Genomic DNA, 13,231 nt, shown 5'->3' with positions numbered 1-13,231 from the left:
CGTACCCAGGACACGCCGTACAGAGTGACGACGGCGCCGTACCCGGAGATGACACGCCGTACCGGGGCAGCTCTCAGGTGATGGGGAGACCCATCACGGGGTGTGGAGCCAGGCGGCCGTGTCCGGGGGGAGCATGTCGCCGTCCAGGGGTGCGCTCGCGAGGAGGACGCGGCCGTGGGGTGGGAGCCGTACCGGGCTGGAGCCGCAGTTCAGGGCGCAGGCCAGCGGGCCGCGGGTGAAGAAAAGCGCACCTTCGGGGGAGTCCAACCAGGTGATGCGGGTGGGCAGTGAGCCGCGCAGTTCCCGCCGGGCTCGCAGGGCTTCGCGGTAGAAGCCGAGGGTTGATTCGGGGTCGGACGCCTGGCGTTCGGCGGTCAGCGCGGCCCACTCGACCGGCTGCGGGAGCCAGGGGGTGACGCCGGCGGGGGAGAAGCCGTACGGCGCGGCCACCCCGGACCACGGGAGGGGGACCCGGCAGCCGTCCCGGCCGGGGATCTTCCCCTTCGAGCGGGTGAAGATGGGGTCCTGACGGGCCTCCGGGGGGAGATCCGTCACCTCGGGCAGTCCGAGTTCCTCCCCCTGGTAGAGGTAGGCCGAGCCGGGCAGGGCGAGCATGGTCAGCAGCGCGGCCCGGGCCCTGGCGAGGCCGGTGGTGGAGCGGGGCAGGCCCTCGCCGTAGCGGGTCACGTGACGCACCACGTCGTGGTTGGAGAGCACCCAGGTGGGGGAGGCCCCGGTGGCCATGGTGTCGTCGATGACGGTCCGGAAGGCGGTGGGCGACCAGGGGGCCTCCAGCCATGCGAAGTTGAAGCTCTGGTGCAGCTCGTCCGGGCGGAGGTAGCGGGCGAGATCCTCGACGGAGTCGGTCCAGACCTCCCCGACGGCCATCCGGTCGCCGTCGTAGGAGTCGAGGATCTTACGCCACTGGCGGTAGACCTCGTGCACCTCGGGCTGTCCCCAGATGGGGGTGTCGGTCCGGAACGCCTGCCTTTCGAGTGGGGTGTCGGGCAGCCCTTCGGCCTTGTACAGGCCCATGGCGACGTCGATCCGGAACCCGTCCACGCCCCGGTCCAGCCAGAACCGCAGCACGTCGAGGAACTCGTTGTGCACCTCGGGGTTGCGCCAGTTGAAGTCGGGCTGTGTTGTGTCGAACAAGTGCAGGTACCACTGTCCGTCGGGGAGCCGGGTCCAGGCGGGGCCGCCGAACACCGACTGCCAGTTGTTGGGCGGCTCTCCTCCACCGTCCCGGAAGATGTAGCGCTCGCGGCCCTCGCCGCGCAGGGCGGCCTGGAACCACGTGTGCTCCGAGGAACTGTGGTTCGGCACGATGTCCACGATCACGCGCAGCCCGAGCTCGTGCGCGTCGGCCACCATCGCGTCGAAGTCGTCCAGGGTGCCGAACAGCGGGTCCACATCCCGGTGGTCGGCCACGTCGTAGCCGCCGTCCGCCATGGGCGAGCGGTAGAAGGGGGTCAGCCAGACGGCGTCGACGCCCAGCTCGGCGAGGTACGGCAGGCGTTGCCGGACGCCGGCCAGGTCGCCGACGCCGTCTCCCGAGGCGTCGGCGAAGCTGCGAACGTAGATTTCATAGACGACGGCCTCACGCCACCAGGGAATTCGCATATGGAATGGGTTGCCCCCACCCGGCGAGGTTTATGCCTCACGGCCGCGCCGGGCGCCGTCCGGGAGTGGCGCCGGGCTGTCCGTACGGCGGTGGCGGACGCCCCGCGCCCCGGTTACGCGTCGGGTGCGTTGACCATGCTGTGCGCCGCGTAGACGAGGTAGTCCCACAGGCGCTTCTCCAGGTGCTCGGGAAGCTCCAGCGAGGTCACCGCGTCGTGCATGTGCTTCAGCCAGGCGTCGCGCTCGGCGCTGCCGATGACGAACGGGTTGTGCCGCATCCGCAGCCGCGGGTGGCCGCGCTCCTGGCTGTAGGTCCCGGGCCCGCCCCAGTACTGGATCAGGAACAGGCGCAGCCGGTCCTCGGCCCCGGGGAGATCCTCGTCGGGATACATCGGACGGAGCAACGGGTCGTCCACGACGCCCCGGTAGAAGCGGTGCACGAGGCGGCGGAAGGTCTCCTCGCCGCCGACCGCCTCGTAGAAGGTCTGGGGTTCCTCGGTGGTTCCTGACACGCTTTCAGCCTACGGGGTGGCGGAACGTGGAGCCGAACCCTCCCGTCCGCTCCGTGCGGGCCCGGGTCATCCGGCGATCGTGATGGATTCCCGGTCCAGCGCGGCCTTCACGCGCAGGCGGAGCTCCCGGGCGACCTGCGCCTGGCAGGAGGGGATCGTCTTGACGCTGATCCGGAAGACCATGGCGGTGTCGGAGATCTGCTCGATCCCCCAGACCTGGGGCTCCTCGACGATGACGACGTCGCGGTATTCGGGGTCGCTCCACATCTCGTCGGTGACCTCGTTGAGCAGGTTGCGGACGGCGGGCACGTCGGCGGTGTAGGCGACCGGGACGTCCACCGTGGCGCGGGACCAGCCCTGGGACTCGTTGCCGACGCGGGTGATGGTGCCGTTGCGGATGTACCAGACCCGGCCGTCGGCGTCGCGCACGCGGGTGATCCGGAGGGTGACGGCCTCGACGGTGCCGGTGGTGGGGGCGCCGACGGCGGCGCCGACGTCGATCACGTCGCCCACGCCGTACTGGTCTTCCAGGAGCATGAACATGCCGGCGATGAAGTCCCTGACGAGCTCCTGGGCACCGAAGCCGACGGCCACGCCGACGATGCCGACGCTGGTCAGCAGCGGGGCGATCGGGACGGAGAGGCGGTCCAGGACGGTCAGGGCGGCGGTGCCGAGGACGACGATCGAGGCGACGGGCCGGAGCACCGAGCCGATCGTCTCGGCACGCTGCCTGCGCCGCTCGGCGGCGACGGCGTCGAGCCCTCCCGGCTCCACCGTCTGCCTGCCGCGGAGCCGCCCGGCCAGCGAGTTCCCCGCGCCGGACGAGGCACGCCGTACCACCCGGGTGATCAGGCGGTGGGTCACGTTCCGCAGGACGAAGGCGATCACCAGGATCAGCACGATGGAGATCAGCCCTGCGACCACGGGCGCCCAGGTCACGGGAAGGAAGGAGTTCACGATGCCGCAGATTACGTCACTGTCGCCGCTGCCGCCGCTACATGCGTTGGTTAACCCCTGGGTTATCTGCGCGGGAAGATCCGCGATCGACGTCGTCGGTGTCGGGGAAGGCGCCGGTGACGGCACGGTCGACGAGGTCGATGAGGGGATGGGGGAAGGGCTGGGGGACAGCGAGAACACGGAGAGGATCCCTCCCGGATCGGCTCGGTCGGCAGCGGGACAGTTCATCGACCGTACCCATATTGCCGACCGAGCCGGCCGTCGTCACATCACGCCGGGGAAGACGGGGACATCGGGACCCGGGGCCGCGGGGGGCGAGTCCTGACGCTCCGGTGACGTACGGCACGGACGGGGCACGCACCCGGAAGCGTGTCCCGCGCCGTTCCCGTGGGGGGATCCCCCCGATCACCACCCGGACGAGCCCGGGTGGTGGCTCCGGTTTCGGAGCCGGCGAGGTGGCCAGCGTCCATGGACGCTCCGCACCGGTCACCTCGCCGGCTCCGCCGAGCCGCAGTGGGCGCGACGAGCCGGGGCGGCTGCGCTCCGTCCCGGGTCATCGCCTCGGTCACTCTCCCACCGCGGCGAGTACGCGTGCGACCTTGGTCGCGGCACCGGCGGGGTCCTCCGCCGTGTGCATCCGTTCACCCCATGACCACCAGTAGTACCAATCGGGATGGCTGGGGGCGGGCTGGGCTCGGCAGGTGACGTTCTCCGCCAGGCTGGTCGCGTTCGGGTTGATCACGCGGACGAACGCGCGGCCCGAGCGGGTCCGCACCACCCGGGCGTGCAATCCGCGAGCGTCAAGTTCCGACACCAATCGCTCCAGGTGCCCGAAGTCGTCTCCCTGCACCTCGATTCCCTCCTTTTTCGCTTCATCCGCACCGAATCGCATTCTTTTATGCGACTGAATCAGTGCTGGTTGGCCAAAGATGACTCACCTCGGCTCAAGGGTCAACGTCGCGGATGAGGAGGTCAGGGTGGTCGTTGTCCCAACTAGGTTGAAAGAAACAGTCCGGCGGGAGACGATCCTTAGCCGATGGCTCTATTCCGCGGTTCCGGATGAGCCAAAGGTGGTCCATCATTCTCTGTAGGCGCAGTGCGACATCTGGATCACACTGAGTCAGCGGGAGAGGACCGGTCGGGACACGGTGAGCCAGCCCGCCCAGCTGGCCACGAGAGAGGGGCCGGTATGTCCGGCAGGCAGCACAGGGAAACAGAGTTGGCGCGGCGGATCCGGGCACGAGGCCTGGCCGCGGGACGCAGCGCGGCGCAGATCGCCGAGGAGATCCATGAGAAGTGCGGTGCCCAGTTCGGCACCACACGCATCAAAGGTCATCGTCTCGCGCACGGCATCGCTCTCGCCGACGTGATCGAACAGATCAGGGCACTGTTCGAACGCGACGCGAAACCGGCGCCGGGCATCGGGGAGACGCTCCTGTCCGCTTACGAGAGCGGGCTGAAGCGTCCGGGACCCGAATATCTGCACTACCTGTGCACCGTCTACCGGGTGGAACCGGTCGCCCTCGGATACGAGGGCCCGTGCATCTGCGGCCACGGCCACAAGATGCCCGGTGTCGTCCGAGGCGATCTCCAGGAGGGAAAACCCGACACTTCCCCTGGTCCGCGTGAGCTGTGGATCAAGCAGACCACCAGCGATTCCTCTGCGGACGGGGGCGAGGAGGACGAGAACGTGCTACGGAGAACGCTTTTGGGACTTCTGGCCGGCGGCACTGTCGCGCTGGACGGCCAGGTGCTCGGATCCGTCGAGAGCATCCGCCGGAGGATGGACGACACCCTGGTGTCGGCGACCGTCTCTCCCGCGATGCTCGACCAGTGGGAGGAGGCCACCGTCGGATTCGGGCGGCAATACATGAACACGCCGCCGCTCCGGCTGCTCTGTGACGTGCTGCTGGAGTTCAGCTCCGTGCGCAAGGCCATGGAGCGCAGGCAACCCGTCGACCTGCAGGAGAGGTTGTGTCGCATGGCGGCCCAGCTGGCCGGTCTCAGCGGGATGATCATGATCAACCTGGGAGACCACCGCATGGCCCGGTCCTTCTTCAGGACCGGCAGGACGGCGGCCGACGAGACCGGGGACCGCGCGCTGCGCGCCTGGGTCACCGCCAGGGAGGCGCTGGTCCCGCTCTACTACGGGGACCCCCGCGAGGCGCTCAACCTCGCCAAGAAGAGTCGCGACATGGCGGGCGAGACCCCCTGTGCCGCGCGGGCCATGGCACCGGTCGTGGAGGCCCGGGCGATCGCGATGCTCTCGGGCAACCCGGCCGGGGGGTCAGGCCGCAAGGACGTCGTCGACCAGGCCAAGCGGGCGCTGTCCCGGGCCAGGGCGGCGTTCTCCCAGATGACCACCGCCGAGCAGGAGGACGTGGCCTTCGGTTACACCGAGCGTCAGCTCTACTTCCACCAGGGCGACGCCCTGGTCAGGCTGGGCCAGGCGATGGAGGCCGACCTCATCCTGGAGCAGGCCCTCACCAAGTACGGCCCGTCCGACTGGCTCGACCCCACCCTCATCAAGCTCGACCGGGCCAAGTGCAAGGTGATGGAGGGCGACATCGAAGAGGCGCTGTCGATCGCCACGAAGACGGTCTCGGGCCTGGGTGAGGGCTGCCGGCCCGAGATCCTCATGCAGCGGGCCCAGGAGGTGGTCCAGCTCGTGGAGAGCAGGGCCCCCGACCACCCCCACCTCAAGGCCTATCTCGATGCGCTGCGCTCGGTGCCGGTGACCGAGCCGGTGGTCCTGAGGGGTGGAAATGCATGAGCGCCCCCTTCGAGATCAGGCGCTACCGCTGGTCTGACCTCGAATCCGTCTGGGCGCTGCACCGGATCTGCCTGGCCCAGGTCGGCCTCGCCCCAGGTGACGGCGTCTGGTACGACGACGACTTCCCCCGGATCAACGAGATCTACCTCGCCGATCGGGGGGAGTTCCTCGTGGGGGAGGTCTCCGGACGGGTCGTGGCGATGGGCGGGATACGCCGGGTCGACGACGAGACGGCGGAGATGTGCCGTCTCCGGGTCCACCCGGAGTTCCAGCGGCGCGGGTACGGCGCGAGGGTGGTCTCGGTTCTGGAGATTCGCGCCCTCGAACTGGGCTACCGGCGGTTGCGGGGGGACACGACACTGAACCAGCACGCTGCGATCGAGCTCTACCGCAAGTACGGCTGGCGTGAGATCCGCCGGGAAGAACGGGGCGGATGTGTCGTGGTATACGGCGAAAAAGAGCTAATCGAGACGATGTCTACCTCGTCTACCTCGCATATATGACCTGGAATTCCAGATCTTCTTTTATCGGGCATTGCGATCTGGTGATATGCCGGAATACTTATTCCCTGTAGCTGAAGCTCGTTTCAGGGGATGCGATGAAGAAGATCATCGTCCGTAAACCCGGTACCACCAGGTTGACCGGTGCTTCCAGCGTCATCCACAAGGGGTGAGGAAACATCTCTGGCTGACCGGAGCACCCGGCCGTGACCGCGCGGACCCGCCGACCCTCGTGGTGAACGGGCACCGGCGGTCACGCGGCCCCTACACCGTCGGCGGGGCCCTGCTGCGCACGATCGTCCCGGAGGTCCTGGAACGTTCCCCCCGCCAGGTCGCCGCACACGACATCGAGATCCGGAGCGTGGCCCCCGACCTGCGGGACCGGGTGGCCGCGCGACGGGAGACCCTGGACGCCCGGGTCGGGGAGGACGAGCGGATCCTCGTGCCCGCGCCGCGCCGTACGCTCCGGCTGGCCAACGGGGTGGCGGAGTTCCTGACGGCCTGCCTGCCGGTGTGCCGCCCGGCCGCCATGCCGTTCACGCTGATGGTGCGCAACGTCCACGAGGCCGATCCGACCGACCGTGAACTGCTCGCGGTCCTGGTCCGGCGGGTGGATCCGGAGCTGCTGACGGTGGTGATCCTGGCCTCCGGACTGCCTCCGCCCTGGTTCCGCGGGAGGGCGGCGGGGGTGGAGCCGTCGTCCGGGCGCGCCCGCGAGCGGTTCCCGGGTGACGGCGCGCTGCTCTCCGCCGACGGGCGGTCCCCGGACGACGGCGGGCACACACCGGACGACGGTGGGCACACCCCGGACGACGCGGCGGCCCATGTGGCGTCCGAATGCCTCGATGAGCGCTCGCGTGCCGCCTACGAGGCGGCCGGCGACGCCGAGCGCGCCAGGCTGCACGACCTGCGGGCCGCGGAGCTGGAGGCCGCCGGGGAGTTCGCCCTGCGGCTGGGCGCCATCCCCTTCCACCGCGAGCGGGGGTCCGATCCGCGAGGCAGGGGGGTCGAGACACTGTGGACCGCCGTCGACCACTGTGTCCGCGAGGGCTTCCTGGACGCGGCGGCCGAGCTGGGCTCGCGTGGTCTGCGCCTGGCCGAGCCGGGATCGGACCTGTGGTGGCGCCTCACCCAGCGCACGGCCGCCGTGCTGGGTCCCCTGAACCGCCCGGAGGAGGCCCGCGGCCTCTACGAGCACGCGCGCCGTACGAGCCAGGACCCCGCCGTGCACGCGGCCTGCGCGTACGGCACCGCCATGCTCGACGCCCGCCACCCCGACCCGGCCCGGCGCGATCTGGGCCGGGCCACCGGCTGGATCAACGAGGCCGTGGCCATCTCCACCCTGCTGCCCGACCCCCGGGAACGCGCCTTCAAGCTGGGCTTCGACCGCAACGGCCAGGCGCTCGTCGAACTGCGCCGGGGACGGCCCGCCCGGGCGCTCACGCTGGTGGATTCGGCCCTGGCGCTGGCTGAGGAGGCGCTGCCGGACCGGCACCCGGTGCACCGGATGGTGCTGCACGCCAACCGGGGGCAGTTGCTGGCGGCGCTGGGCCGTACCGAGGAGGCCCTGGACGACTACGCGGCGGCCATCGCCATCGACCCCTTCTTCCCCGACCACTACCTGGACCGGGGCAACCTGCTGCTCGCGCTCGGCCGGGAGGGGGACGCCCTGGCCGACTACGAGACCGCGATGAGGGTGAGTTCTCCGCTGCCGGAGGCGTACTACAACCGGGCCGAGCTCCGCCTGGCCCGGGGCGACCTGGAGGGCGGCCGGGCGGATCTGGACCACGTGCTGGAGCTGGACCCCGAGTACCTGGACGCCTACGTCAACCGGGCGGGCGCGCTGGTGATGCTGGGGCGCGGGAGCGAGGCGCGGGCCGACGTCGCGGCCGGTCTGGCGCTCGACCCCGGCAACCCGTACCTGCTGACCGTGCGGGGGCAGCTGGACACCGAGGCGGGGCGTTTCGCGGCGGCCGGCCGGGCCTTCGACGCGGCGCTGGAGCGGGCGCCGGGACTCGGCGCGGCCTGGGCCAACCGGGGGATCCTCCGCTACCGGGCGGGCGCCTTCGAGGCTGCGGTGGCCGACCTGAGCAGGGCGATCGAGATCGAGGAGAGCGCGGAGCTCCACTTCAACCGGGCGATGGCGCTCCGGGCGCTGAACCGGGGGAAGGAGGCGGACGCGGACCTGAGCCGCGCCCTCGACCTGGCCCCCGGAGACCCGGACATCCAGGCCGCGCTGGAGTCGTGAGGCCCGGTGATCCGGGCCGTCACGGGGTCCGGTGTCCGGTGATCCGGGCCGTCACGGGGTCCGGCGTCCGGCGATCCGGGCCGTCCTGAAGTCGTGAGGCCCGGTGGTCACCCGGCCGGTGCCCGCCGGAGCTGCGATGCCATGGTCCGCGGTGAGGCGCGTCGCGTGGGTGCAAGAAACCTCTCCTCCGGCGGAGGGAATCTCCCCTCCGGGGGAACTCTTTCCCTCGAACGCCCACGGGTGTGGATTTTTCCCCCGCCGGGTGGCTGATTCCCCCGAAGCTCTCCCCTGATCGCTCGGCCGTCATCCGGGGTGAGGATTCTCCTCCGGGGGAGAGGATCTTCCCTCCGGAGTTGGCGTGTCTTGTCCTGAAAGGAGGGCTGTGTCAGCGCTGATTCCCGGAGGCCGGCCAGCTGTGGCGCGAGCGAGGAGCTTCGCCGCTGGACGCATGGTTCCCCTCCTCGCCCCTGGTTCGATGCGGTCCCGGGTTGATCAACCCTGAACACTTGTTTAGTATGCTGAACATGTGTTCAGCCCATGACGATCTCACCTCCCGGGCGGTCATCCGCGACCGGGCCTTGGAGCTGTTCGCGGCCCACGGCCCGGACGCGGTGACCGTGCGGCGGATCGCCGCGGCGGCCGGGGTCTCACCCGCGCTCGTCATCCACCACTTCGGCTCCAAGGAGGGGCTGCGGGCCGTGGCCGACGAGCACGTGTCCGGAGTGTTCGACGGCATGTTCGCCCGGGCGGCGGCAGGGGAGCTCGACCTGTCGGACGGCGCGTCCTTCGCCGAGGCGCTCCTGAAGGACCTGCCACCCGGCTCGTCGATCCCCGGATACCTGCGCCGCCTGCTGCTGTCCGGCGACGCCGCCGGGACGAGGATCTTCCGCCGCTGGTTCGCGGCCTCCCGGGCGATGCTCGACGCGCTCGCCGCCGCCGGCCGGATGATCCCCGGCCGCGACCCCGAGGTCCGCACCGCCTTCGTCATGGCCGCCGACCTGGTGCTGCTGCTCCTCCGGGACCAGCTCGCCGACGTGCTCGGCACCGACCCGCTCGGTCCCGAGGGCGCCGTCCGCTGGGCCGGCGAGGTGCTGGACATCTACCGCGACGGACTGTTCGGCACGGAAGGGGAACCCCGATGAAGGTCTTGATCTGCGGCGCCGGGATAGCCGGGCTCACGCTGGCCTGGTGGCTGCGGCGCGGCGGCGCCGAGGTGACGGTCGTGGAGCGGGCGGCCGGGCCGCGCAGCGACGGCTACATGATCGACTTCTTCGGCTCGGGCTACGACGTGGCCGAGCGCATGGGCATCCTCGGCACGCTGCGCGAGATCGCCGCCGACATCGACGAGCTCGTCTACGCCGACCCGCGCGGCCGGCGGGCCGGCGGCCTGCGCTACGCCTCCGCCCGGGCGGTGCTCGGCGGCCGGGTGCTCAGCCTCATGCGCGGCGGACTGGAGACGGTGATCCGCGCCTCCCTGGACCCCGGGGTGGAGATCCGGTACGGCACCAGCATCACGGAGATCCGGGACGTTCCGGACGGGGTGGAGGCCGAGCTGACCGACGGGACGGTGTTCCGGGCGGACCTGCTGGCGGGCGCCGACGGCATCCACTCTGTGGTGCGCCGCCTGGCCTTCGGTCCCGAGGACCGTTACCTGAGCGCGCTGGGCTACCACACCGCCTCCTACCTGATCCGGGACGCGGGGCTGGCCGAACAGGTCGGCAGGCGGGCGATCCTGGTGGGCGTCCCGGACCGGCAGGCCGGGGTCTACCCGACGCGCGACGGCGCCCTGGCGGCCTTCCTCGTGCACGCCTGCCCGGCCACGGCCCTGCCCGCCGACCCCCGCACCGAGATCGCCTCCCGCTACCGGGACATGGGCGAGCTGACGGACCGGCTGCTGGCCCACTGCCCGGAGGATCCGTACTACGACTGCGTCGCCCAGATCCGCATGCCCGGCTGGAGCCGGGGCCGTACCGTCCTGCTCGGCGACGCCGCCCACGCGGTCTCGCTCATGGCCGGGCAGGGCGCGTCGATGGCGATGGGCGGCGCCTACACGCTGGCCGTCGAGCTGCTCGGCGCGGACACCGGGGCGGCGCTGGAGCGCTACGAGCGGCGGATGCGCCCCTTCGTCCTGGCCAAGCAGGAGAGCGGCCGCACCTCCGCGGAGTGGATGGTGCCGCACCAGGCGTGGCGGATCGCCCTGCGCAACCGCCTGTTCGGCCTGGCCGACCTGCCGGGCGGCACCGCCCTCATGGGACGCGCGTTCCGGAACCTGAGCTCCAGCGTCATCCCAGCCGCGTGAGCCGGGAGACGACCGCCACCAGGTCCGGCGGCTCCAGCGGGTCGGACAGCGCGGCCATCTCCCCGGGTGAGAACCAGCCGTGGCCGAGGGAGGTGTCGTCCTCCTCGGCGGTGAACGCGCCGGGGGCCACCTCGGGAGTCTCGCCGAACCTGGCCAGGTAGAACCGCTCCGTCTTGGCGTAGCGCACCCCCAGCCAGGTGAAGTCCCGCCGTACCGGCACCCACCGGTTCAGCACCGCCGCACCGGGCAGCCCGGTCTCCTCGGTCAGCTCCCGCCGGGCGGCCTCCAGCGGCGTCTCCCCCGGGTCGATCCCGCCCCCCGGGGGCTCCCACAGGGCCAGCCCGCTCACCGGGTCACGCCAGTGCAGCAGCAGCACCCGGCCCCGGCCGTCCACGCACACCACCCGCGCCGCGGGCCGGTCGTTCACCCCGGGCTCACTGATGGGCACCGCGGGTTCGCTCACGGGCACCTCGGGTTCGCTCACGGGCACCTCGGACTCGCTCATAGGTCCGGGACGCTACTACGGCGTGACCGGCGACTGAAGGGATCAGCGTTTCATCGCGCCGTCGGCGATGGCGTCGGCGGCCACGCCGATCGCGATGCCGACGATCTCCAGGCGGCGGACCAGCTCGCGCTCCTTCATGGCCTCGGCGGTGATCTCCCCGGAGAAGATGCGGGCGATCTCGTACTGGTACATGCGCTGGAGGGTGCCGCTGACCTTCTTGGCCTCCAGCGCGTCGTGGGTGACCGTCGAGGTGCTGGAGGAGACCAGATCGCGGACCGCGGTCTCCAGCGCCTCGATGCCGACGATCACCTGATCCAGCATGGGGGCGAAGTGCTGCTGGTCGCGGACCCGGTAGAGGTGGGACTCGCGGACGAAGTCGCGCAGGGAGTCGAGGATGTCGTCGATCGAGCGGGACAGCCGGAAGATGTCCTCCCGGTCGATGGGGGTGACCAGGGAGCCGGACAGCTCCTCCACCAGGCGGGCGCGCTGGGTGTCGCCCCGGTGCTCGATCTCCCGCATCTCCTCGTGCGCGTCGGTCCTGCGGGTGTCGCCCCCGATCATCGCGATGGCCAGCCAGGCGCCCTCCTTCGTCGCCTCCAGCTGGCCGATCAGCGCCTCGGCGAGAGCGCTGTCCATGTGCCCGGTCATCAGGTCCCGGACCCTGCGTAGCCGCTTCAAGCCATCACCCCTCTGACGATGAGCGCCGCCGCCGCGGCGAGCAGCGCGCTCACCGGCAACGTCAGCATCCAGGCAAGGACAATCTTCATGGCGGAGTGCCAGCGCACCCGCCCCATGCTCTCGACCGCGCCGGCCCCGATCAGGGCGCCGGCGATGCTCTGGGTCATGCTCACCGGCGCGCCGATCGCCGCGCAGCCGATGACGGCGGTGCCGGCGGACAGTTCGGCGGTCACCCCGTGCAGCGGGCGGGAGGCGAGGATCTCGCGGCTGAGCAGGCGGCCGGCGCGCGGCAGGCCGTACACCGCGCCGGCGCCGAACAGCCCGGCCATCGCCACGCAGGTGGGCAGGGAGGCGCTCGGAAGGCCGAAGGAGATCATGAAGACGGCCAGCATCTTCTGCCCGTCGTTCGCCGCGTAGGCCAGGCACTGCAGGGTGAACCCGGCCCGGTGCCACTGCCGGAGCGTACGGCCGTGCGCCAGCCGTACGAGGAGGATCCTGACCGGGATCGCGAGCAGCGCTCCGACGAACGGCGCCGCCAGCGCGACCCCGAGCACGAACGCCACGCCGCCGTAGGAGACCGGCACCCCCCAGGCCAGGTTGGCCCCGGTGAGGGCGCCCACGATGGCGAGGGTCAGGCTGGTGGGCCGCCCCCGGCCGCTCAGGAACATGACGACGGCCAGTGCGGACAGGACCGCGACGGCCATGGCGACCTGTCCGTCGGGTCCCTCCATCGTGGCCAGCCGGGTGGTGAAGGTGATCGCCACCTGGCTGGTCACCAGGGGGACCAGCGCGACCGCGGCCATCATCATGAGGACGCCGGTCACCGGCCGGATGCTGGGGATCTTGAGTCCGGTCGCGAGCAGCGCGCCGCCGTCGTTGATCCCGCTGATGATCGCGAACAGACCGGCGAGCGCCGTCAGGACGATCGGGCTCACGGTCCTCCATTCCCATCGGACACCGGGTGGACGGTGAGATCGACGCGCCCATGGGCTCACAGGCGGATGACGGCTGCCCCCGGTGCCAGCTCGCAGGTGACGTCCGCGGTGCGCTGACGGTTACTTGATACCCAAGATCGGGTGAATGATGGATGAAGAATCCGTCCAGGTGAGCCGCGGCGGGGATGTGGCCGAGGCCGG

The 13,231-nt window shown here is 71.0% G+C and carries 12 protein-coding genes; 5 read left to right on the top strand and 7 right to left on the bottom strand.

Going from position 1 to position 13,231, the window contains the following annotated elements:
• Positions 1-93: 93 nt before the first annotated feature.
• The 4 genes from IEZ08_RS31915 to IEZ08_RS31900 form a co-directional block, all read right to left on the bottom strand.
• On the bottom strand, positions 94-1,623 hold the full coding sequence (locus IEZ08_RS31915) for a glycoside hydrolase family 13 protein (protein ID WP_068925811.1): 1,530 nt from the start codon (positions 1,621-1,623) through the stop codon (positions 94-96).
• 113 nt (positions 1,624-1,736) lie between these two features.
• Positions 1,737-2,135 (bottom strand): globin, encoded by a 399-nt coding sequence (locus IEZ08_RS31910; protein ID WP_068925810.1) that lies wholly within the window; start codon positions 2,133-2,135, stop codon positions 1,737-1,739.
• A gap of 66 nt (positions 2,136-2,201) precedes the next feature.
• Positions 2,202-3,092 carry a mechanosensitive ion channel family protein gene (locus IEZ08_RS31905; RefSeq protein WP_229803741.1) on the bottom strand — a complete coding sequence of 297 codons (891 nt, stop codon included), beginning with the start codon at positions 3,090-3,092 and terminating at the stop codon, positions 2,202-2,204.
• A 565-nt stretch (positions 3,093-3,657) separates the two neighbouring features.
• A complete protein-coding gene (locus IEZ08_RS31900; protein ID WP_141704200.1) occupies positions 3,658-3,942 on the bottom strand; it encodes a hypothetical protein in 285 nt (94 codons plus the stop codon).
• A 369-nt stretch (positions 3,943-4,311) separates the two neighbouring features.
• On the opposite strand from IEZ08_RS31900, the gene IEZ08_RS31895 reads away from it, so the two are divergent.
• From IEZ08_RS31895 to IEZ08_RS31875, 5 genes are all read left to right on the top strand, one after another.
• A complete protein-coding gene (locus IEZ08_RS31895; RefSeq protein ID WP_229803739.1) occupies positions 4,312-5,865 on the top strand; it encodes an NsdA family TPR-like regulatory protein in 1,554 nt (517 codons plus the stop codon).
• Complete coding sequence (locus tag IEZ08_RS31890; protein ID WP_068925805.1) at positions 5,862-6,368, top strand: GNAT family N-acetyltransferase; 507 nt, start codon at positions 5,862-5,864, stop codon at positions 6,366-6,368. Before IEZ08_RS31895 ends, IEZ08_RS31890 begins: the two co-directional genes overlap by 4 nt.
• 166 nt (positions 6,369-6,534) lie before the next feature.
• On the top strand, positions 6,535-8,613 hold the full coding sequence (locus IEZ08_RS31885; RefSeq protein ID WP_189243571.1) for a tetratricopeptide repeat protein: 2,079 nt from the start codon (positions 6,535-6,537) through the stop codon (positions 8,611-8,613).
• Between the two features lie 524 nt (positions 8,614-9,137).
• Positions 9,138-9,755 (top strand): TetR/AcrR family transcriptional regulator, encoded by a 618-nt coding sequence (locus IEZ08_RS31880; protein WP_068929059.1) that lies wholly within the window; start codon positions 9,138-9,140, stop codon positions 9,753-9,755.
• Positions 9,752-10,912, top strand: a complete 1,161-nt coding sequence (locus IEZ08_RS31875; protein WP_189243570.1) for an FAD-dependent monooxygenase — start codon at positions 9,752-9,754, stop codon at positions 10,910-10,912. Before IEZ08_RS31880 ends, IEZ08_RS31875 begins: the two co-directional genes overlap by 4 nt.
• On the opposite strand, the gene IEZ08_RS31870 is transcribed toward IEZ08_RS31875, so the two are convergent.
• From IEZ08_RS31870 to IEZ08_RS31860, 3 genes are all read right to left on the bottom strand, one after another.
• Entirely contained in the window at positions 10,896-11,396 is a 501-nt protein-coding gene (locus IEZ08_RS31870; RefSeq protein WP_275424751.1) for an NUDIX hydrolase, read from the bottom strand. The genes IEZ08_RS31875 and IEZ08_RS31870 overlap by 17 nt on opposite strands.
• A 63-nt stretch (positions 11,397-11,459) precedes the next feature.
• A complete protein-coding gene (locus tag IEZ08_RS31865) occupies positions 11,460-12,095 on the bottom strand; it encodes a DUF47 domain-containing protein (protein WP_068925801.1) in 636 nt (211 codons plus the stop codon).
• A complete protein-coding gene (locus IEZ08_RS31860; protein WP_068925799.1) occupies positions 12,092-13,030 on the bottom strand; it encodes an inorganic phosphate transporter in 939 nt (312 codons plus the stop codon). The genes IEZ08_RS31865 and IEZ08_RS31860 overlap by 4 nt, the downstream gene beginning before the upstream one ends.
• Positions 13,031-13,231: the final 201 nt, after the last annotated feature.

Origin of the sequence: Planobispora rosea, from assembly GCF_014648175.1 — a bacterium.
Classification (GTDB): domain Bacteria; phylum Actinomycetota; class Actinomycetes; order Streptosporangiales; family Streptosporangiaceae; genus Planobispora; species Planobispora rosea.
The sequence above is the reverse complement of the archived record's forward strand: the minus strand, read 5'-3'. Positions and strand labels throughout refer to the sequence as shown.